The sequence below is a fragment of the Streptomyces sp. NBC_00873 genome (assembly GCF_045207415.1).
Taxonomy (GTDB): Bacteria; Actinomycetota; Actinomycetes; order Streptomycetales; family Streptomycetaceae; genus Streptomyces.
The window spans coordinates 6,366,107-6,386,392 of record NZ_CP108803.1 but is presented as its reverse complement, the minus strand read 5'-3'; the positions used below and the strand labels follow the sequence as shown (position 1 = coordinate 6,386,392).

Here is a 20,286-nt window from a genome sequence, read left to right as displayed (position 1 = left end):
GGCGGCAAAACCCGGCCCGCCTGGCAAAACCCAGCCCGCCCGGCGATTGAGGGCATCTTTCAAGCCCGTCCTGCGCTTGAGGACACAACGATCGCCGGGCGCCCCGGCCCTGTACCCGGGCCGGAAACGACTACTCGCGCGCGGCGGACGTCGAGCTCATGTCAGGGTACCGGTCCCCCGCCACCTGCCCGGCGATCGGCTCCAACAGCGCCAGCTCCTCGGCGGTCAGCGTGAGCCGGGTGGCGGCCACGTTCTCCAGCAGCCGGCTGCTCTTGCGGGTGCCCGGGATCGGCACCACGGTCAGACCGTGCACCTGGGCCCGTTGCTGCACCCAGGCGAGCGCCACCTGCGCGGCCGAAGCCCCGTGCGCCGCCGCGATCTTGTGGACGGGCTCCAGCAGGCTGGCGTTCGCCTTCGCGTTGTCGCCGGTGAAGCGCGGCTGGTACTGGCGGAAGTCGCCCTTCGACAGGTCCTTGGCCGCGTCCGTGAACGCCCCGGTCAGAAAGCCCCGGCCGAGTGGCGAGTACGGCACGACGGTCACCCCGAGCTCGACGGCGGCGGGCGCGGCGCTGCGCTCGACGTCCCGGCTGAAGAGCGACCACTCCGACTGGAGGGCTGCGATCGGGTGCACGGCGTACGCCTCGCGCAGCTCCGCGCCGGTCACCTCGCTCAGCCCGAGCTGCTTGACCTTGCCCTGCTGCACCAGCTCGGCCATCGCGCCGACGGACTCGGCCAACGGGACGGCGGGGTCGCGGCGGTGCATGTAGTACAGGTCAATGACGTCGGTGTTCAGCCGGCGCAGGCTGTCCTCGACGGCCTGCCGAATGTACGCGGGGTCGTTGCGTACCCCCCGGTACTGCGGGTCGTCGTCCCTGCGCTCGATGGCGAACTTCGTGGCGAGGGTGATCTCGTCGCGGTGCGCTCCGACGAACGGGGCGAGAAACCTCTCGTTGGCGCCGCTCCCGTAGACATCGGCGGTGTCGAAGAGGGTGACGCCCGCCGCCAGCGCCGTCTCCAGTGTCTCGCGCGCCGCTCCCTCGTCGGTGTCCCCGTAGAACTCGCTCATGCCCATGCAGCCGAGTCCCTGCACGCCGACCTGCGGGCCGCCGTTGCCGAGCTCCACGGTGGTGATCTTGTCGTCAGTCATCAGGCACTGGGCCTCTCCGGCGCCCGCCGGGCGCCCGCATAGAAGTCGATCTTGTGGTCGAGCACGGCGAGGGTGTCCTGGAGCTCCGCGATCCGCGTCTTGACATCGCGGCGGGTCGCCTCCAGCAGCTCCTGCCGTTCCTCGAAGGTGTGCTCGCCCTCGCGCAGCAACTCCGCGTACCGCACCATGTCGGCGACCGGCATCCCGGTCAGCCGCAGCTTGCCGACGAAGGCCAGCCAGTCCAGGTCGCGGTTGGTGAAGCGGCGCTGGCCGGTGTGCGACCGGTCGACGTGCGGCATCAGCCCGATCCGCTCGTACCAGCGCAGGGTGTGCGCGGTGAGCCCGGTGAAGGCGGCGACCTCACTGATGGTGTAGCGGTCCTGGCCCTCGGGGCGCGGATGCGCCCTGGGCGCCGCCGCGCATACGTCCGTCCTTGCGGAAGTGCTCTCCATCACCGTCATGACCTCCACGCTAGAACCTTGGAGTGCACTCGAAGCAAGCGCAAACGGTGACGGGTTTCGACGGCGGCCTGGCCACCCCCTCCGAGCCGTGCAGGACGGCCCTTTAGGCTCGTACGCATGCAGAGCCTGGCGATGATCGACAACTGGCCCGTCCCCACCGCGGCTGCGGCCGTCGTACGAGCAGACGGCACCGTCGTCGGTACGCACGGCCCGACCGTGCACCTCTTCCCGCTCGCATCCGTCACCAAGCCGCTCGCGGCCTACGCGGCGCTGGTCGCGTACGAGGAGGGCGCGGTCGAGCTCGACGAGCCGGCCGGGCCCGAGGGTTCCACGGTCCGGCATCTGCTCGCGCACACCAGCGGGCTCGCCTTCGACGAGCACCGGGTGACGGCCGCACCCGGCACCCGGCGGCTCTACTCCAACGCGGGCTTCGAGGCCCTCGGCGACCACATCGCCAAGGCCACCGACATCCCGTTCCCGGAGTACGTGCGCCAGGCGGTGCTGGAGCCACTGGGCATGACGGCGACGGCGGTGGACGGCTCGCCCGCCAAGGACGGTGTCTCGACCGTCGACGACCTGGTGCGGTTCGCGGCGGAGGTGCAGGCGCCGCGGCTACTCGACCCGCGTACGGTGCTGGCCGCGCAGACCGTCGTACACCCCGGCCTGAAGGGTGTGCTGCCGGGCTACGGCCACCAGAACCCCAACGACTGGGGGCTCGGCTTCGAGATCCGGGACCACAAGTCGCCGCACTGGACGGGCAGTTCCTCGTCACCCGCGACCTTCGGACACTTCGGGCAGTCCGGAACCTTCCTGTGGATCGACCCGGTGGCGGGGGCGGCCTGCGTCGCGCTCACCGACCGGGCCTTCGGACCGTGGGCGGTCGAGGTGTGGCCGGCGTTCACCGATGCGGTACTGAAGGAGCTCACTCCCGGCCGATGAGGGGCGCCGGCATCGAGCCGACCGACCGCGCCGCCCGGCATGCCTTGAGCCACCCGGGGAACAACGTGCGGCTCAGTGGGCGACGGCAGCGGCTGACAGAAGCGTCGCGGCGGCGAGACTGCCCCAGAGGGCGGCGGGGCCGTGGGGGGCGAGTGCGGTGATGACCGCTGGAGAAACGGCGAGACCGAAGCCTGTGGAGAGCTGGAAGCGAGCAAGGGCGCGCCCCAGGAGGCGGGCCGGGGCCATGGCGGTGACCAGCGCCGTCGCGCTGCCGGCGTAGATGATCTCGCCGAGGGTGCAGAGCACGGACACTGCGGCGACGGCAGGAGCGGCCCAGCCGTGGCCCAGCGGGACGGCGGCGAGGAAGCCGAGATACGACAGGGTGAGCACCACGCCGGCGAGGGCGAGCACGGTCCGCCGGGAGAAGCGGGACATAAGGACGGTGACCGGCACCTGAAGGGTGACCACCAGCACCGTGTTGGCCACAAAGATGCCCGCCGACCACATCGGGGACGCGTGCAGCTGTGTCACCAGGACCAGCGGGAGCGCGATTTCGGGGACGTTGAGGCAGAAGACGTAGATCACGTTGGCGGCCAGCAGTGTCCCCATCCGGGGCGCGGGCTCGTCGTCCCGGTGCCCGGCCGGCTCCGCGGCCGGGTGCGCGTGCACATGGACCGACCAGGCCAGGGCCGCCGCGGCGAGATAGCTGAGGCCGGTGACGGCCGCCAGTGTCTGAAGCGCCGAGGTGCCGCCCGCAAGGCAGGCGGTGGCGAGGAGCGCGCCGACGCCCAGGCCGGCATTGCGCAGCGATCGGCTCGCCGCCAGCGCCGCATCCCGTTCCCGGCCGTCGGCGACCGTGGCCACGAGGGCGGCGTGGGCCGCCGGCCAGGCCTGGTTGCCGATGCCGAGAAAGAGCGCCGCGGTCGCGAACAGCCAGACCTGCCCCGCCGACGCGGCCAGCAGGAGCGCCGTGCCCACCACACGCACCAGCATCGACGCCGCCACGGCCGTGCTCCGTGCGCCCCTGTCCAGCCATCGGCCCAAAGCTGGCATGCACACCAAGCCCGTAACCACGCCCGCCGTCATGGCGGCGCCGGTGACCGGTGCGGACAGCCCCAGCACCGTCACTCCGTACAGCAGCAGGAAGGGCCGCAACAGGCCGGTGCCGAGCGCGTCCACGGCCAGGGCGACGGCGTAGCGGGGGCCTCCGGAGGCACGGACGAGTGCCCGCGGCCGGATCTTGGTAGTCGTTTGCATGACGCCCACCGTGCGTTCCGCGCCCGAACAGGGTCATGTCGGTTGACGGGGCCCGTCAACCGACATGACCACCGGACGCGCAACCGGCGACGATGAAGGGATGACCCTGCGCATCGACATCACCGGCCTGACGCCCGACCGGCTGCGCTTCGCCCCCTCCCCGCTGGCCGAACTGACCGCGATGCTGCACGTGCTGGCCGCCCCCGGGCATCATCCGCAGCTCACGGCCTGGGCCGCGGACGTCCGGGCCGGGCTGCGGCCGGAGCTGGCGGAGCGACTACAGGAGGCGGAGTTCCTCTGGCGGTCCTCTCGCGCGGACTTCCTGGTCCCCGCACGCCCCCGGCAGACCCTCTCCGAAGAGCTGGACGATGTGGACCGGATCGACGACGAGACCTACGTGACCTCCGCGCTCATCACCACGTGCGGCAGCAACCGGGCCCACTTCGCCCAGCCGTCCCCGCTCACCGACGCGGTCGTGCGCGAGTACGTCCTGAACCTGGCCCAGGCCCGCGGCGCACTCCAGGAGGCGTTCACGGAACGGCTGCTCGCGGACCCGGCTTCCGTACGGGCGCGGGTGCGTCAGACCCTGGAACAGTGCGCCGAGGCCTTCTTCGACGCCGCCTGGACCGGCGTCGAAGCGCGGCTCGCCGCCGACCTGCGCCTGAAGACGGACCTCTTGAAGCGCCAGGGCATCGGCATGGCACTCGCGTCGGTCTCCGGCGCCATCGCGCTGGCGCCGGACGGCCGCAGCATCGTCGTGGACAAGCTGCAGGACAACGCGACCGCCGCACAGGACGCCGGAGTCACCTTCATCCCCAGCGTCTTCGGCCACCCGCACCTGGTGGTGGTCTACGCGCCCGGGTGGCAGCCGGTGGTGCAGTACCCCGTGGCCGAGCCGAGCCAGCCGGAACCGGTCTCGCTGGAGACGTGCAGCCTACGGCTGGAGGCACTCGCGCATCCGGTACGACTGCGGCTGCTGCGTACCCTGGCCCGCGGCCCGCACACCACCGGCGAGCTGGCCCACGCCTGGCAGTTGACGCCTCCAGAGGTCTCCCGCCACCTCGCCGTCCTGCGCCGCGCCGGGCTGCTCACGGGCCGGCGGCGCGGTCGCTACGTCCACTACACCCTCGACCTGTCCGCGATGACGACACTGGGCACGGACCTGCTGTCGGCCGTGCTGCGCTGAGCGGATGCGGGATACGGATTCGGGACGCGGACCTCAAAGCGGCGGCGACTGCGTCGAGTGCACCGTCACCGGCGGCGCGGCATGGCGCAAGTCCAGCTACAGCGGAAACACCGGCGGCGACTGCGTCGAGGTGGCCGACGGCCTCCCCTGTGCCGTACCCGTCCGCGACAGCAAGAACCCGGACGGCCCCGTCCTGGTCGTCGGGGCCGACGCCTGGCGGGCGTTCGTGGACACGCTTCGTTAGCGCGTGGGCTACGCTCCCCGGCCATGGCCGACATAGTCCGCGCCGCCGCCTCCGACGTCCCGGCGCTCGCTTCCGTACTCGCCAGCGCCTACGCCGAGGACCCCGTCTGGTCCTGGCTGATGCCGCGCGACCGGGACCGGAGGCTGCGGCTGCTGTTCACCGCCCATCTGGCGCAGCAGGTTCCGGCGGGCCGGGTGTGGACCGATCCGGACCGCACGGTGGCAGCGGTGTGGGCGGAGCCCGGGAAGTGGAAGCTGCCGGTGAGCTACCTGCTGCGCAATGCGGGCACGCTGCTGCGGGCGGGGCGGGCCCAACTCCCGCAGACCGGAATGCGGTTGCTGGCCCTTGAGCACCGCCACCCGGCCGCCCCCGCGCACTGGTACGTCGAGTACATCGGCACCCACGCGGACGCCCGCGGCACGGGGCGCGGGTCGCAGGTGCTCGGCGGGCTGCTGGAGCAGGCGGACGCGGACGGGCGGCCGGTGTTCCTGGAGTCGAGCAACCGCCGCAATCTGACCTTCTACCAGCGGCACGGCTTCGCGGTGCAGGAGGAGATGACCTTCCGGGCCGGGCCGCCGATGTGGTCGATGTGGCGCCGGGACGCAAACCGGTAGCTCAGGCCGACAACGCAGACCGACGCCCCAGGCCGAGGGCAGGGCAGCAGCTCAGGCCGACAGCTCCCAGATCAGCACCTCGGCCGTCCCGGCCGCCACCAGCTCCAGCCCCTCTTCCCCGGTGATCCGCACCGAGTCGCCCGGCTCCAGCTCCTCGCCCCCGAGGCGTACGCCCCCGGCCGCCACATGGACGTACACCCGCGCCGCGTCCGGCACCGCCGTGCGCTCCCCCTCGCCCAGCCTGCGCACGTGCAGCATCGCACCGGCTTCCGGGAGGGCGTACGGGGTGGAATCGGCGATGCCGGGAACGATCGTGTACGAGGGTTCGCCGCCCGGTTCGAGCGGTGCCAGCCACATCTGAAGGAACGTCAGCGGAATTTCTCCGTCATTGCGTTCGACGTGGCGTACCCCGGCCGCGGCACTGAGGTGCTGGAGGTCCCCGGCCCGTACGACCGTCGCATGGCCGGCCGAATCGCGGTGGGTCAGCTCTCCCTCGACCACCCAGGTGACGATCTCCGTGTGGCTGTGCGGATGTTCGTCGAAGCCCGCACCGAGTGCCAGCCGTTCCTCGTTGCAGGCCAGGATCGCGCCGAAGCGCAGGTTGTCCGGGTCGTAGAAGGAGCCGAAGGAGAAGGCGTGCCGGGACAGAATGCCGGCGGCCTCGTCCCCGCCCGTATACCGGTCGTCCGCGCGCTGTACGGAAATCACAGGTCCACGGTAGCCCGGCCCGGCACCCCTGCGTCCCGGCCGGCGACCGGCCGTCCGCTACCCGGCAGTACGACCCGCGGTGGCCCCGGCCCACCGTGCCGGCGGCCCGATAAGGCAATCTTGTGTCCGTGCCCCGATCCGATCCTGAGCAGCCTGCTGCGAATGACGCCCACCTGCATGCCGCGACCCTGAAGCGGCTGGAGCAGTCCTCCGGCCGGCTGGCCGCGAACGCGATCGCCCGCATGGACGAGTCGCTGCCCTGGTACCGGGCGATGCCACCGGAGAACCGGTCGTGGATCGGCCTGGTGGCCCAGGCCGGAATCGCCGCCTTCACCGAGTGGTTCCGGCACCCGGAGACGCCGCAGGCCATCTCCACCGATGTGTTCGGTACGGCTCCGCGCGAGCTGACCCGGGCGATCACACTGCGCCAGACCGTCGAGATGGTGCGCACGACGATCGAGGTCATGGAGGCCGCGATCGAGGAGGTCGCCGCGCCCGGCGACGAGTCGGTGCTGCGCGAGGCGCTGCTCGTCTACGCACGGGAGATCGCCTTCGCGACCGCCCAGGTGTACGCGCAGGCGGCCGAGGCGCGCGGCGCCTGGGACGCCCGGCTGGAATCGCTCGTCGTGAACGCGGTGCTGTCCGGGGAGGCCGACGAGGGCGCCGTCTCCCGGGCCGCCGCGCTCGGCTGGAACTCCCCCGAGCATGTGTGTGTGATCCTCGGTACGGCCCCCGACGGCGACAGCGAACTGACCGTCGAGGCGATCCGGCGCGCCGCCCGCCACGCCAAACTCCAGGTCCTCACCGGAGTGCTCGGCAGCCGTCTGGTCGTCATCGCGGGCGGCAGCGACAATCCGCTGCACGTCGCGAAGGCGCTGATCGGCCCGTACGCGGCCGGCCCGGTCGTCGCCGGGCCCGTGGTGCCCGACCTGCTGGCGGCCACCCGGTCCGCCCAGGCCGCCGCCGCCGGGCTCAAGGCGTGCGGTGCCTGGCAGGACGCACCGCGGCCGGTTCTGGCGGACGACCTGCTGCCGGAGCGCGCCATTGCCGGCGACCCCGCCGCGCGCGACCAGTTGGTGGAGGAGATCTACAGACCGCTGGAGGAAGCGGGCTCGGCGCTGCTGGAGACTCTGAGCGTGTACCTGGAGCAGGCGAGCAGTCTGGAGGGCGCTGCCCGGATGCTGTTCGTGCACCCCAACACCGTGCGCTACCGGCTTCGACGTGTGACAGACGTCACCGGGTGGTCACCCTCCGATGTCCGCTCGGCGTTCACGTTGCGAATCGCCCTGATTCTGGGGCGTCTGGCCGACAGGTACACCCGGTCCTAGACTTTTGTCGGACATCAACAATTCCCCCTACGGTTCTTCGTCCCTGTCCCCACGGGTGTTCAGGACCGTTCGCAAGAGAGAGTGTGAGGGTGCTCGTACTCGTCGCTCCCGGCCAAGGCGCTCAGACGCCCGGCTTCCTGACTCCCTGGCTCGACCTCCCCGGTGCCACCGACCGCGTCGCGGCCTGGTCCGACGCCATCGGGCTCGACCTCGTCCACTACGGCACGAAGGCCGACGCGGACGAGATCCGCGACACCGCGGTGGCTCAGCCGCTACTGGTCGCCGCGGGCCTGCTGTCCGCCGCCGCACTGGCCGCGTCGCCCGATGTCGTCGCAGGTCACAGCGTTGGCGAGATCACCGCGGCGGCGCTCGCCGGTGTCCTCGACGAGGAGGCCGCGCTCCGTCTCGTACGCACCCGCGGGCTCGCCATGGCGGACGCCGCAGCGGTCACCGAAACCGGCATGGCCGCGCTGCTCGGCGGCGACCCCGACGTGACGGTCCCGCACCTGGAGATGCTCGGGCTGACCCCGGCGAACGTCAACGGGGGCGGCCAGATCGTCGCCGCCGGCACCGCCGCGCAGATCGCCGCGCTGACCAAGGACATGCCCGAGGGCGTGCGCCGCGTGGTGCCCCTCAAGGTCGCCGGTGCCTTCCACACGCACCACATGGCTCCCGCGGTCGACCGGCTCCGCGAGGCCGCCGCGGCGCTGACGGTCTCCGAGCCGACTGTGACGTACGTCTCGAACGCTGACGGAAAGCCGGTCGCCACCGGCGCCGAGGTCGTCTCGCGGCTGGTCGGCCAGGTCGCCAGCCCGGTCCGCTGGGACCTGTGCATGGAGACGTTCAAGGAGCTGGGCGTCACGACGCTCATCGAGGCCTGCCCGGGTGGGACCCTGACCGGTCTCGCCAAGCGGGCACTGCCCGGGGTGCAGACCCTCGCGCTCAAGACCCCCGACGACCTCGACGCGGCCCGCGCGCTCCTCGCTGAGCACGCAGACGCCTAAGGAGCCCGAGAGCATGTCGAAGATCAAGCCCAGCCAGGGCGCCACGTACGCACGGATCATGGGTGTCGGCGGCTACCGCCCGACCCGTATCGTGCCCAACGAGGTGATCCTCGAAACGATCGACTCGTCGGACGAGTGGATCCGCTCCCGCTCCGGCATCGCCACCCGCCACTGGGCCTCCGAGGAGGAGACCGTGGCCGCGATGTCCGTGGCAGCGTCGGGCAAGGCCATCGCCGATGCCGGGATCACGCCGGAGCAGATCGGCGCCGTCATCGTCTCCACCGTCTCGCACTTCAAGCAGACCCCGGCCATCGCCACCGAGATCGCCCACAAGATCGGTGCGGGCAAGCCGGCCGCCTTCGACATCTCCGCCGGCTGCGCCGGGTTCGGCTACGGTCTGACCCTCGCCAAGGGCCTTATCGTCGAGGGTTCGGCAGAGTACGTACTTGTCATCGGCGTGGAACGGCTCAGCGACCTCACCGACCTGCACGACCGCGCGACGGCGTTCCTGTTCGGCGACGGTGCCGGCGCGGTCGTCGTCGGTCCCTCCAAGGTGCCTGCCATAGGCCCGACGGTCTGGGGCTCCGAGGGCGACAAGTCCGAGACGATCAAGCAGACCGTGGCGTGGGACGAGTTCCACGCCGACCGTCCGGAGAAGTTCCCGGCCATCACGCAGGAGGGTCAGGCGGTCTTCCGCTGGGCCGTCTTCGAGATGGCGAAGGTCGCCCAGCAGGCTCTGGACGCGGCCGGGATCACCCCGGAAGACCTGGACGTCTTCATCCCGCACCAGGCCAACATGCGGATCATCGACTCGATGGTGAAGACCCTGAAGCTGCCGGAGCACGTCACGGTCGCCCGTGACGTGGAGACCACCGGCAACACCTCCGCCGCCTCGATTCCGCTCGCTATGGAGCGGCTTCTGGCGACCGGTCAGGCGAAGAGCGGCGACACCGCGCTCGTCATCGGCTTCGGGGCGGGTCTCGTCTACGCCGCGACGGTCGTTACTCTCCCCTAGGCACACCGGACCTTCCGGTCCGGACGTCCGTACCCTGCAGAAACACATCGAAGGAGCGCCAACATGGCCGCCATCCAGGAAGAGATCGTCAGCGGTCTCGCCGAGATCGTCAACGAGATCGCCGGTATCCCGGTCGAGGACGTCCAGCTGGACAAGTCCTTCACCGACGACCTGGACGTCGACTCGCTGTCCATGGTCGAGGTCGTCGTCGCCGCCGAAGAGCGCTTCGACGTCAAGATCCCGGACGAGGACGTCAAGAACCTCAAGACGGTCGGCGACGCTGCCGACTACATCCTGAAGCACCAGGCCTGATCCAGCCGGCTCGTGTGTCGCCACCCGGCGGTGGCGCCGCTGATTCACGAACCTCTACACGTGGAGAAGATTTTCCAGTGAACTCGACCAATCGCACCGTGGTCGTCACCGGTATCGGCGCAACCACTCCGCTGGGTGGCGACTCCGCGTCGACCTGGGAAGGTCTGATGGCCGGTCGTTCCGGCGTCAAGCCTCTCGAGGACGAGCGTTTCGCCGAACTGCCCGTCCGGATCGCTGCCCTCGCGGCCGTCGACCCGGGCGACGTACTGCCCCGCCCGCTCGCCCGCAGACTGGACCGCTCGGCGCAGTTCGCGCTGATCGCGGCCCGCGAGGCGTGGGCGGACGCCGGCTTCACCGGCAAGGCCGGTGAGGACGAGAAGATCCAGCCCGACCGGCTCGGCACGGTCATCGCCTCCGGTATCGGTGGTGTGATCACGCTCCTCGACCAGTACGACGTGCTGAAGGAGAAGGGCGTACGCCGCGTCTCCCCGCACACCGTGCCCATGCTCATGCCGAACGGCCCGGCGGCCAACGTCGGCCTCGAGGTCAACGCACAGGCCGGTGTCCACACCCCGGTCTCCGCCTGTGCGTCGGGCGCCGAGGCCATCGGGTACGCCGTCGAGATGATCCGCACCGGCCGCGCCGATGTCGTGCTCGCCGGTGGCACCGAGGCGGCCATCCACCCGCTGCCGATCGCGGCGTTCGCCAACATGATGGCGATGTCCAAGAACAACGACGAGCCCGAGAAGGCGTCTCGTCCGTACGACACGGGCCGTGACGGCTTCGTGCTCGGCGAGGGCGCGGGCGTCGTGGTCCTGGAGTCCGCGGAGCACGCTGCCGCGCGGGGCGCCAAGGTCTACTGCGAGGTGCTGGGACAGGGGCTGTCCGCGGACGCCCACCACATCGCCCAGCCCGAGCCGACCGGGCGCGGGATCGCTGCCGCGATGCGGAACCTGCTCGACCAGACGGACCTCAAGCCGTCGGAGGTCGTGCACCTCAACGCGCACGCCACGTCGACGCCGCAGGGCGACGTCGCGGAGCTGAAGGCTCTGCGCAAGGTCCTGGGCGACGACCTCGACCATGTCGCGATCTCCGCGACGAAGTCGATGACCGGTCACCTGCTCGGTGGCGCGGGCGGCATCGAGACCGTTGCGACGGTCCTGGCGCTGCACCACCGGATGGCTCCGCCGACGATCAACGTGGAGAACCTCGACGAGGCGGTGGAGGCGGACATCGTGCGCGATGAGCCCCGTCCGTTGCCCGAGGGGCCGATCGCCGCGATCAACAACTCGTTCGGGTTCGGAGGGCACAACGTGGTGCTGGCGTTCCGCAGCGTCTGACCCACGGCCCGCGGCCCGGTACACCGAGGCCTGCCTCCCCCGAGTGGGGAGGCAGGCCTCGTCCGCTGCGCGGGACGTTTCGGGGGCTCTGCCCCCGGACTGATTTTTGTCGCGCCGCATTCCGGCCTGGCCGGCGTTTGAGGCGCGGGGCCGGGGCGGAGCCCCGGTTTCGGGAGGGGGCGGGTAGGGGAACAGGCCCGCCGCAGGCGCCCCTCACACCACCTGGTGGAGCCACCGCACCGGGGCCCCCTCCCCCGCATGCCGGAACGACTCCAACTCGTCGTCCCACGGCTTGCCGAGAAGTTTGGCGATCTCCGCCTCCAGCTCCGTCTCCCCCCGTACCGACCGCGCCAGCGCGGCCCGCAGCCGGTCCTCCGGCACCAGGATGTCGCCGTGCATGCCGGTGACCGCGTGGAAGATGCCCAGCTCCGGCGTGGAGCTGTACCGCTCGCCCTCCGCCGTCGCACACGGCTCCGCCGTCACCTCGAAGCGCAGCAGATCCCACCCCCGCAGTGCGGAGGCCAGCTTCGACGCGGTGCCCGCGGCGCCCTTCCAGGAGAACTCGGACCGCCAGGTGCCGGGCGAGGCCGACTGTCTGATCCAGTCGAGCTGAACCCGCACACCGAGGACACCCGCCACCGCCCATTCGACATGTGGGCAGAGCGCGCGCGGTGCGGAGTGAACGTACAGGACTCCACGTGTCGTCACCGGGACCTCCAGTGTGGGACGAGGTTCGCCTTCCCCAGCGGCCTCGCGCCCGTACCGCCATTTCTCGGCCGGTCCCCGAGGTTGTCGTCAGTAAACAGCATCGGGAATGAATCTCCGGAAAAGGACAGTATGTGACGTGATGTGATGATACGAAGCCACCCAAGTGGAGTCGGGTGGCGGAACGCGGCACTGGTTCGACGGGGAAAAGCTACCGTGCGGCGGCGTCCGAGGTGTGACGTACCGTCGGTCCTGGGCCCATGATTCGCAGAGCTTTCACCCGGCAGGGCGCGCGGGCGTGTCGCCTGGGGCCACGAGGGGTTGCCGGGGGCATAAACGGGAGGGCATGAGGGATGCAGAATCGTTCCGCGAGCCATCGCTCGCGCACCGCTGCCACCGTTCTGACGGCGCTTCCGGTGATCGCCGTGGCCGCGCTGGCCGGCTGTGACACCGGGCCGGGCGGGACGACCAAGGGGTCCGCCGCCGGGCGGCACCACCCGTCTGCCGCGCCCTCCCCCGCCTGGAACCCCAGTCCGGGGTCGGTGGCCGCGGTCGGGGACTCCATCACCCGTGGTTTCGACGCCTGTTCCGTGCTGGCCGACTGCCCCGAGGCCTCCTGGGCGACCGGCACGGACAGCGAGGTACGGAGCCTCGCCGTGCGGCTGCTCGGCTCCTCGGGCGCGGCCTCGCACAGCTGGAACCACGCCGAGACCGGGGCCCGGATCGCCCAATTGCCGGAGCAGATGGCTCTCGCGGCGGAGCGGAAGCCGGACCTGGTGACCGTGATGATCGGCGCCAACGACGCCTGCCGGGACTCGGCGGGACTGATGACGCCGGTGGCGGACTTCCGGGCCTCGTTCGAGGCGTCGATGCGTCAGCTCCGCAGCAAGGCGCCGAAGGCGCAGGTGTACGTGTCGAGCGTGCCGGATCTCAAACGCCTCTGGTCCACGGGGCGCGACAACCCCCTGGGCAAGCAGATCTGGAAGCTGGGCATCTGCAAGTCGATGCTGGGCCATGCGGATGACATGAGCGCCGGGGCCGAGGCGCGCCGCGCCTCGGTGCAGGAGCGGGTCGTGGCGTACAACGAGGTGCTGCGGAACGTGTGCGCGAAGGATCTGCGCTGCCGGTACGACGGCGGTGCGGTCTTCGACTACCGGTTCACCGGCCGGCAGCTCAGCCAGTGGGACTGGTTCCATCCGGGGCTGAGCGGCCAGGCCCGGCTCGCCGAGATCGCGTACCGCAATATCACGGCTCGGAAGCCCCCGGCGTAGCCACCGGCACGTGGTCTAGGGTCCGTGATCATGGACACGGGTTTGAGCAGCACGGCGATACGTACGGAGCTCTTCGGCACCCTCGCGGACGGCACCGCCGTCCACCGCTGGACGCTGGAACGGGCCGGTACGCGGGTACGCGTCCTGACGTACGGCGGCGTCGTGCAGTCGGTGGAGGTACCCGGACGGGACGGCGTGCGGGCCGAGGTGACGCTCGGGCTGCCGGATCTCGCGGCGTACGAGACGTGCTCGGGCCCCTACTTCGGGGTGCTGGTCGGACGGTACGCGAACCGGATCGCGGGCGCTTCCTTCGTGCTCGACGGGCAGACCCACCACGTGACCCGGAACGAGGGGCGCAACCATGTGCACGGCGGGGCCCGCGGCTTCGACAAGCGCGTGTGGGAGGCACGGGAGGTTTTGGGCGGTGTGGAGCTGTCGCTGGTCGCGGAGGACGGCGAGGAGGGCTTCCCGGGGCGGCTGGCGGTCTCGGCGGCGTACACCCTGGACGAGGACGGGGCGCTGCGCATCGCGTACCGGGCGACGACGGACGCACCGACCGTGGTGAACCTGACCAATCACACGTACTGGAATCTGGCCGGCGCCGACAGCGGCAGTGCGGCCGGGCACACCCTGCGGATCGCGGCCGGGCGGATCACCCCGGTGGACGGCGAGTCGATTCCCACGGGCGAGCTGCTGCCGGTGGAGGGCACCCGGTGCGACTTCCGTGAGACGCGGACGGTCGGCACGGGGTACGACCACAACTTCGTGCTGGACGAGGCGGTGGACGGTCCGGTGGCCGAGCTGTGCGACCCCGGCTCGGGGCGCGTCCTGACCATCACCACGACCGAGCCCGGGATGCAGCTGTACACCGCCGACCACCTCGACGGGCGGCCGTACCGGCCCTGCGACGGGATCGCGCTGGAGACGCAGCACTTCCCGGACTCGCCGAACCGGCCCGAGTTCCCGAGCACGGTGCTGCGGCCGCGCGAGGAGTACGTGTCGACGACCGTGTACGGGTTCTCGGTGCGCTGACCGGATGAGGAGAGCCCCGGAGCGGGGTCAGGTGCCGCTCCGGGCTCTCCGGTACGAGGGGCTGCCGCTACTCCTTGACCTCCGTGGCCGCCGTCAGGCGTACGTCGCCGAGCGAGCGCGCCGCCTGCACCTCGTACGTGCCGGGCACGAGGGTCCAGTCGTACGCCGTCTCGTCCCAGATCTCGTGCGCGCGCCGGTCCCGTTCGATCACGGCCTCGGCGCTCTCGCCCGGGGCCGCTTCGACGCGGGCGAAGCCGGCCAGCCGGCGGGCCGGGCGTTCGGCGGTGTCGGCCGTCGGCGCCAGGCAGATCTGGACCGTCTCGGCTCCGGGGCGGGTGCCCGTGCGACACAACACCGATACGACAAGATCGATACGCGGCACCTGCGAGTGATTCCGAGCGGTCTACGCGCGTCCGGGCAACGCGCTCCGTTCCGCGCCCCCCAGGGTGTCCGCATGACTACCGAGCCAGCCGAAGCGACCTCCGCCCTGCCCTCGCGGCGCACCATGATCGCGGGCGCCGCCGCCGGCGCCGCCCTCGCCACGACCGCCGTGACCTCGGCGAACGCGGCCACGCCCGACTCCCCCGAGGCGGCCCCCGGCTCCGACTGGAATGCCTGCCTGGCCATCGCCCGCGCCATCCTCGTACGCGACGAGCAGGACGAGCCGCTGGTGCCGCACTACCGCGACGTCCTGCTCTCCAAGGGCCTGCCGCGCAGCCGCAAGCCCCCCAAGAAGGTGCTGATCATCGGTGCGGGTCCGGCCGGACTGACCGCCGCCCATCTGCTCAGCAGCGCCGGGCACACCGTCACCGTGATCGAGGCCAACGGCAACCGGGTCGGTGGCCGGATCAAGACCTTCCGCAAGGGCGGCCACGAGAAGGCGAAGGCGCCGTTCGCCGACTCGAAGCAGTACGCCGAGGCCGGGGCGATGCGGATTCCCGACAGCCACCCGCTCGTCACCGGGCTCATGGACAGCTTCGGCCTGAAGCGCCGCCGCTTCTACCTCGTCGATGTCGACGGCGCGGGAGAGCCCGTCAACCACACCTGGATCCACGTCAACGGCATCCGGGTCCGCAAGGCGGACTACGCGAAGAAGCCGCAGGCGCTCAACCGCTCCTTCGGGGTCCCCGCGGAGTTCGAGAACAAGACCGCCGCGACCATCGTGCGGGAGGCCTTCGCGCCCGTACGCAAGGAGTTCGAGGGCAAGGAGGGCCGGGAGCTCGTCGAGGGCTGGGCACGGGTCATCCAGCGGTACGGACACTGGTCGATGTTCCGCTTCCTGACCGAGGCGGCCAAGCTCGACGAGCGCACCATCGACCTCATCGGCACGGTCGAGAACCTCACCTCGCGACTCCATCTCGCCTTTGTGCACAGCTTCATCGGAGCCTCCCTGATCAGCCCGGACACCGCGTTCTACGAGCTGCCCGACGGCACGGCGACCCTGGCCGACGCCATGTACGCACGGGTCAAGGACCTGGTGCGGCTGGACCGCCGGGCCGCCAGGATCAGCTACGAAGCCGACAGCGTCCGGGTCGAGACGGTGTCCGAGGGCCGTAACGGCAAGGTCGTGCGGGAGACGTTCACCGGCGACCGGGCGATCGTCACCGTGCCGTTCTCCGGGCTGCGCCACATCCCGGTCACGCCCGCGCTCTCGTACGGCAAGCGGCGCGCGATCAGCGAGATCCACTACGACGCGGCCACCAAGGTGCTGCTCGAATTCAGCCTCCGCTGGTGGGAGTTCGAGGAGAAGGACTGGAAGGCCGAGCTGGAGCGGATCCGGCCCGGTCTGTACGACGCGTACCGGCTCGGCAAGGCGCCGGCCGACGGTTCGCTGCTCGGCGCGCACCCCTCCGTACCGCCCGGACATCTTCCGCCCAACCAGCGCGTGCACTATGCGGCGTACCGCGCGACCGCCCGCGACCAGCCCGAGGCGGCGCATGTCATCGGCGGCGGATCCGTCACCGACAACGCCAACCGCTTCATGTTCCAGCCCTCCCACCCGGTCGTCGGAAGCAAGGGAGGTGTTCTCCTCGCCTCGTACAGCTGGGCCGACGACGCCCTGAAGTGGGACTCCCTGGACGACGACGAGCGCTACCCGCACGCCCTGGGCGGCGTGCAGGACGTGTACGGGCAGCGCATCGAGGTCTTCTACACGGGGGTCGGCGCCACCCAGTCGTGGATGCGCGACCCGTACGCGTACGGCGAGGCGTCGGTGCTGCTGCCCGGCCAGCACACCGAACTGTTCGCCGATGTGCGCTCGGTCGAGGGGCCGCTGCACTTCGCGGGCTGCCACACCTCGGTCAAGCCGGCCTGGATCGAAGGGGCGTTGGAGTCGGCGGTCCGCACGGCGCTGGACGTGCACACGAGCTGACGTCCGTCACGGACTCAGCGGGCGAGGCCCAGCGTGACGCCCAGTCCGACGAGCACCGATCCGATGCCCCGGTTGAGGACCTTCTGCCACCGCAGCATCGCGGTGCGCAGGTGGGCGTGTGAGAAGAACAGTGCGACCAGTCCGAACCAGCCGAGATGGGCGAGGGACATGAAGAGCCCGTAGCCGGCCTGCCGCCACAGGCCGGTGTCGGGTCCGACGACCTGGGTGAACGTCGACACGACGAAGAGGGTGGTCTTGGGGTTCAGCGCATTGGTGAGGAAGCCGGTGCGCAGGGCCCCGAGACGGCTCAGTCCCGGCTTCGACTCCAGGTCGACGGCGAGGTCGTTGCGGGCGAAGAAGGTCCGTACCCCGATGTAGACGAGATACGCCGCACCCGCCAGCTTGATCGCGGTGAACAGGACGGTCGAGGACGCGATCAGCAGCCCGACGCCGAGCATGGTGTACGTGACATGGACCAGGACACCCGCGGCGACACCGGCGGCGGCGAGGAGCCCGGTCGTCCGGCCGTAGAGACAGCTGTTGCGCACGACCATCGCGAAGTCGGCGCCCGGGCTGATGACGGCGAGGACGGTGATGACGGCGACGGCGATGATCTCGGTCATGGGCTCGGGCCTCCTCAGTCCGTGTTGACGCTGTACGGGGACGGGGACTGGTCCTCGTCCCCGTCCCCGTCGTCGGCGGGCGGCGCCACCAGGTCCCGGGCGAGCAGGGTGGCCCCGGCGACGGCGCCCGGCATCAGGAACACGGCGACGAACGGGACCAGGAAGGCGAGCCCCAGCGGTACGCCGAAGCCGAGGATCAGCATGCGGCGGCCGCGCAGCAGGACGAGCCGGTCGGCAAGGACCATGCCGCGGCGCTGGAGCGCGACGGCGGTGAGTTCCTCGGCGAGGAAGTAGCCGGTGACGCAGAAGCCGATGACGGGGACCACGGTCTGGCCGACGACCGGGATGAACCCGAGGGCGAAGAGCAGGACGGCGTAGAGCGTGACGCGTACCAGGATGCGGATGCTGTCACGGGCGGAGATCCACAGCTCGCGCCAGAGCGGCAGCCCTGACTCGGGGACTTCGCCGCCCTCCGTGCGGTCGACCTCCTCGGAGAGCGACTCGTAGAACGGCTGGCCGACCAGCAGGGTCACGGCGGTAAAGGTGATCACGGCGAGGAAGAGGCCGAGGGCGAAGACCAGCACGGTGAGCGTCGTGCGGAGAAGACCGAGCCAGGGGCTGGACCAGTCGTCGGCGAACGGGGTCGCCCAGGCGACGAGGTCGTCGGCGCCGTAGCCGAGACCGATGAGCGCTCCCGCGTACACGACTAGTGTGATGAGGCCGGGGATCAGGCCGAAGCCGAACCATCGTCCGTGCCGGGCCACCCAGCGCTGACCCTTGATCAAATAGCTGAAACCCGCCCCTAGATCACGCATGGCGTCAGCGTACTGGCGGCGGCGGACGGGCCACACCCTGGCGGGGGTGCGGCCCTCGGTCATGTACAAGCCATACGGGCGATCAGACGACCGACAGCTCGACCTTGATGTTGCCGCGCGTGGCGTTCGAGTACGGGCACACCTGGTGAGCCTTCTCGATGAGCGACTGCGCGGTGGCGGTATCGACGTTCGGGATGGTCGCGGAGATCGCGACCTCCAGGCCGAAGCCGCCGTCGGCGGTCTTGCCGATGGAGACGGCGGCGGTCACGGTGGAGCCGGAGATGTCAGCCTTCTCCTGTCGCGCCACGACGCCGAGAGCACCCTGGAAGCAGGCGCTGTAGCCGGCCGCGAAGAGCTGCTCCGGGTTGGTGCCCGCGCCGCTGCCGCCCAGCGCCTTCGGCGGGTTGACGACGACGTCGAGCCGGCCGTCGTCGGAGAAGACGCGGCCGTCACGGCCGTTCTCCGCGGTCGCGACAGCGGTGTACGCGACGGTTATGTCCTGAATGGTCATGCTGAGGGTTCCTCTGCTGTAGCGCCGCGACTCGCGCCCACGATCGCGACGGCCTGTGATGAGACTAACGGGTGCCTGTGAGCGGCTTTCAGGCGAGGGAGACGATCATCTTTCCGGTGTTCTCGCCGCGCATCAGACCGAGGAAGGCGTCGAAGCCGTTCTCGATGCCCTCGACGAAGGTCTCGCTGTACTTCAGCTCGCCCGAGGCCAGCCAGCCGGCGACCTCCCGGACGAACTGCGGCTGGAGCGCGGTGTGATCGCCGACGAGCACGCCCTGCAGGCGCAGCCGCTTGCCGATGACCAGGGCGAGGTTGCGCGGGCCGGGGACCGGCTCGGTGTCGTTGTACTGGGCGATCATTCCGCAGATGGTGGCGCGGCCGTGCACGTTGAGCGAGGAGAGCGCCGCTTCGAGGTGCTCGCCGCCGACATTGTCGAAGTAGACGTCGATGCCGTCGGGGGCGGCCTCGCGCAGCTGCTCGGCGACCGGGCCCTTCTTGTAGTTGAACGCCGCGTCGAAGCCGTACTCCTCGAGGAGGAGCTTGACCTTGTCGTCGGATCCGGCCGAGCCGATGACCCGCGAGGCACCCTTGAGCTTGGCCATCTGGCCGACCTGGCTGCCGACCGCGCCGGCGGCGCCGGAGACGAAGACGGCGTCACCCTCGTTGAAGGAGGCGACCTCGAAGAGGCCGGCGTAGGCGGTGAGCCCGGTCATGCCGAGCACGCCGAGGTAGGCGGAGAGCGGGGCCAGGTCCGGGTCGACCTTCACGGCATGCCTGGCGGGGACGTCGGCGTACTCGCGCCAGCCCAGACCGTGCAGGACGTGGTCGCCGACCGCGATCCCCTCGGCGTTGGAGGCGATGACCTCGCCGACCGCGCCACCCTCCATGGGGTGGTCCAGCTCGAAGGGCGGGACATACGACTTCACGGCGTTCATCCGGCCCCTCATGTACGGGTCGACGGAGAAGTACAGGTTGCGGACGAGGATGCGACCCTCGCCGGGAGCGGTGACCGGGGCCTCACGCAGCGCGAAATCCTCGGCCTTCGGCCAGCCGTGGGGGCGGGCGACAAGGTGCCATTCACGGCTGGACGTGGGAAGTGCTGCAGACATGGGCTCGGGGTCCCCTCGATGTCTTACGGGTGGGGGAAGCGTTCCCGCGATGGAGAAAAGCTTCACGACATGAAACAACCATGCTCCTGAATATTTCATATTGTCAAGTAACTGGGTATCCTGAGTGTCATGGCCACCACGCGAACAGACCCTCTGACCCTCGAAGTCGTCGAGCTCATCGGCACTGTCGTGGCGCGCTACTACGAGGAGTACGACCAGGCAGCGCCGCGCACTCACTGACCGGCGCGCAGGCCAGGGTCCTTGGACTGAGACCTCACGCGTCCTCCGGTTAATT

22 protein-coding genes and 1 pseudogene are annotated in these 20,286 nt (G+C 70.6%); 13 read left to right on the top strand and 10 right to left on the bottom strand.

What is annotated here, in order from left to right:
• Positions 1-130: 130 nt before the first annotated feature.
• Positions 131-1,147, bottom strand: a complete 1,017-nt coding sequence (locus OH809_RS29460; protein WP_406515858.1) for an aldo/keto reductase — start codon at positions 1,145-1,147, stop codon at positions 131-133.
• Complete coding sequence (locus OH809_RS29455) at positions 1,147-1,608, bottom strand: MerR family transcriptional regulator (protein WP_406419148.1); 462 nt, start codon at positions 1,606-1,608, stop codon at positions 1,147-1,149. Before OH809_RS29455 ends, OH809_RS29460 begins: the two co-directional genes overlap by 1 nt.
• Positions 1,609-1,725: 117 nt before the next feature.
• On the opposite strand from OH809_RS29455, the gene OH809_RS29450 reads away from it, so the two are divergent.
• Positions 1,726-2,547: a serine hydrolase domain-containing protein gene (locus tag OH809_RS29450; RefSeq protein WP_406419150.1), complete on the top strand. Its 822-nt coding sequence runs from the start codon at positions 1,726-1,728 to the stop codon at positions 2,545-2,547.
• Between the two features lie 72 nt (positions 2,548-2,619).
• Here the strand turns inward: OH809_RS29450 and OH809_RS29445 are convergent, their stop codons facing one another.
• Positions 2,620-3,804, bottom strand: a complete 1,185-nt coding sequence (locus OH809_RS29445; protein ID WP_406419152.1) for an MFS transporter — start codon at positions 3,802-3,804, stop codon at positions 2,620-2,622.
• Positions 3,805-3,904: 100 nt separating this feature from the next.
• Here OH809_RS29445 and OH809_RS29440 point away from each other — a divergent pair, with 100 nt between their 5' ends.
• From OH809_RS29440 to OH809_RS29430, 3 genes are read left to right on the top strand one after another with little or no spacing between them, the layout of a single operon-like run.
• Positions 3,905-4,990: a DUF5937 family protein gene (locus OH809_RS29440; RefSeq protein WP_406515857.1), complete on the top strand. Its 1,086-nt coding sequence runs from the start codon at positions 3,905-3,907 to the stop codon at positions 4,988-4,990.
• Positions 4,991-4,994: 4 nt separating this feature from the next.
• Positions 4,995-5,234: a DUF397 domain-containing protein gene (locus OH809_RS29435; protein ID WP_406419156.1), complete on the top strand. Its 240-nt coding sequence runs from the start codon at positions 4,995-4,997 to the stop codon at positions 5,232-5,234.
• A 23-nt stretch (positions 5,235-5,257) separates the two neighbouring features.
• Positions 5,258-5,848 carry a GNAT family N-acetyltransferase gene (locus OH809_RS29430; protein WP_406419157.1) on the top strand — a complete coding sequence of 197 codons (591 nt, stop codon included), beginning with the start codon at positions 5,258-5,260 and terminating at the stop codon, positions 5,846-5,848.
• A gap of 51 nt (positions 5,849-5,899) precedes the next feature.
• Here the strand turns inward: OH809_RS29430 and OH809_RS29425 are convergent, their stop codons facing one another.
• The gene (locus tag OH809_RS29425) at positions 5,900-6,556 is read right to left on the bottom strand and encodes a pirin family protein (protein ID WP_406419159.1); all 657 of its coding nucleotides are present in this window, start codon (positions 6,554-6,556) and stop codon (positions 5,900-5,902) included.
• Positions 6,557-6,684: 128 nt separating this feature from the next.
• On the opposite strand from OH809_RS29425, the gene OH809_RS29420 reads away from it, so the two are divergent.
• The 5 genes from OH809_RS29420 (at position 6,685) to fabF (ending at position 11,555) form a co-directional block, all read left to right on the top strand.
• Positions 6,685-7,884: a PucR family transcriptional regulator gene (locus OH809_RS29420; protein ID WP_406419160.1), complete on the top strand. Its 1,200-nt coding sequence runs from the start codon at positions 6,685-6,687 to the stop codon at positions 7,882-7,884.
• Positions 7,885-7,973: 89 nt separating this feature from the next.
• Positions 7,974-8,888: an ACP S-malonyltransferase gene (locus OH809_RS29415; protein WP_406515856.1), complete on the top strand. Its 915-nt coding sequence runs from the start codon at positions 7,974-7,976 to the stop codon at positions 8,886-8,888.
• 13 nt (positions 8,889-8,901) lie between these two features.
• Positions 8,902-9,903 carry a ketoacyl-ACP synthase III gene (locus tag OH809_RS29410; RefSeq protein ID WP_406419164.1) on the top strand — a complete coding sequence of 334 codons (1,002 nt, stop codon included), beginning with the start codon at positions 8,902-8,904 and terminating at the stop codon, positions 9,901-9,903.
• 63 nt (positions 9,904-9,966) lie between these two features.
• Positions 9,967-10,215: an acyl carrier protein gene (locus tag OH809_RS29405; RefSeq protein WP_406419165.1), complete on the top strand. Its 249-nt coding sequence runs from the start codon at positions 9,967-9,969 to the stop codon at positions 10,213-10,215.
• Positions 10,216-10,292: 77 nt separating this feature from the next.
• Positions 10,293-11,555: a beta-ketoacyl-ACP synthase II gene (gene fabF / locus OH809_RS29400; RefSeq protein ID WP_406419167.1), complete on the top strand. Its 1,263-nt coding sequence runs from the start codon at positions 10,293-10,295 to the stop codon at positions 11,553-11,555.
• Between the two features lie 213 nt (positions 11,556-11,768).
• Here the strand turns inward: fabF and OH809_RS29395 are convergent, their stop codons facing one another.
• The gene (locus OH809_RS29395; protein ID WP_406515855.1) at positions 11,769-12,263 is read right to left on the bottom strand and encodes a DUF3145 domain-containing protein; all 495 of its coding nucleotides are present in this window, start codon (positions 12,261-12,263) and stop codon (positions 11,769-11,771) included.
• A gap of 350 nt (positions 12,264-12,613) precedes the next feature.
• On the opposite strand from OH809_RS29395, the gene OH809_RS29390 reads away from it, so the two are divergent.
• Both OH809_RS29390 and OH809_RS29385 read left to right on the top strand, forming a co-directional pair.
• On the top strand, positions 12,614-13,531 hold the full coding sequence (locus OH809_RS29390) for an SGNH/GDSL hydrolase family protein (RefSeq protein WP_406419169.1): 918 nt from the start codon (positions 12,614-12,616) through the stop codon (positions 13,529-13,531).
• Between the two features lie 30 nt (positions 13,532-13,561).
• A complete protein-coding gene (locus tag OH809_RS29385; protein ID WP_406419171.1) occupies positions 13,562-14,563 on the top strand; it encodes an aldose epimerase family protein in 1,002 nt (333 codons plus the stop codon).
• 67 nt (positions 14,564-14,630) lie between these two features.
• On the opposite strand, the gene OH809_RS29380 is transcribed toward OH809_RS29385, so the two are convergent.
• Positions 14,631-14,945, bottom strand: coding sequence for a fibronectin type III-like domain-contianing protein (locus OH809_RS29380; protein ID WP_406515854.1), 315 nt, complete (start codon positions 14,943-14,945; stop codon positions 14,631-14,633).
• A gap of 72 nt (positions 14,946-15,017) precedes the next feature.
• Between OH809_RS29380 and OH809_RS29375 the strand changes: the two genes are divergently transcribed.
• A complete protein-coding gene (locus OH809_RS29375; protein WP_406515853.1) occupies positions 15,018-16,934 on the top strand; it encodes a flavin monoamine oxidase family protein in 1,917 nt (638 codons plus the stop codon).
• Between the two features lie 14 nt (positions 16,935-16,948).
• On the opposite strand, the gene OH809_RS29370 is transcribed toward OH809_RS29375, so the two are convergent.
• The 4 genes from OH809_RS29370 to OH809_RS29355 form a co-directional block, all read right to left on the bottom strand.
• A complete protein-coding gene (locus OH809_RS29370) occupies positions 16,949-17,557 on the bottom strand; it encodes a LysE family translocator (protein ID WP_406419177.1) in 609 nt (202 codons plus the stop codon).
• A gap of 14 nt (positions 17,558-17,571) precedes the next feature.
• The gene (locus OH809_RS29365; RefSeq protein WP_406516294.1) at positions 17,572-18,372 is read right to left on the bottom strand and encodes an EI24 domain-containing protein; all 801 of its coding nucleotides are present in this window, start codon (positions 18,370-18,372) and stop codon (positions 17,572-17,574) included.
• Between the two features lie 82 nt (positions 18,373-18,454).
• Complete coding sequence (locus OH809_RS29360) at positions 18,455-18,883, bottom strand: organic hydroperoxide resistance protein (protein WP_406515852.1); 429 nt, start codon at positions 18,881-18,883, stop codon at positions 18,455-18,457.
• 88 nt (positions 18,884-18,971) lie between these two features.
• Positions 18,972-19,991 (bottom strand): NADP-dependent oxidoreductase, encoded by a 1,020-nt coding sequence (locus OH809_RS29355; RefSeq protein ID WP_406515851.1) that lies wholly within the window; start codon positions 19,989-19,991, stop codon positions 18,972-18,974.
• 129 nt (positions 19,992-20,120) lie between these two features.
• Here OH809_RS29355 and OH809_RS29350 point away from each other — a divergent pair.
• A pseudogene (locus OH809_RS29350) lies at positions 20,121-20,260 on the top strand (MarR family transcriptional regulator); the annotation flags it as partial.
• Positions 20,261-20,286 lie beyond the last annotated feature (26 nt).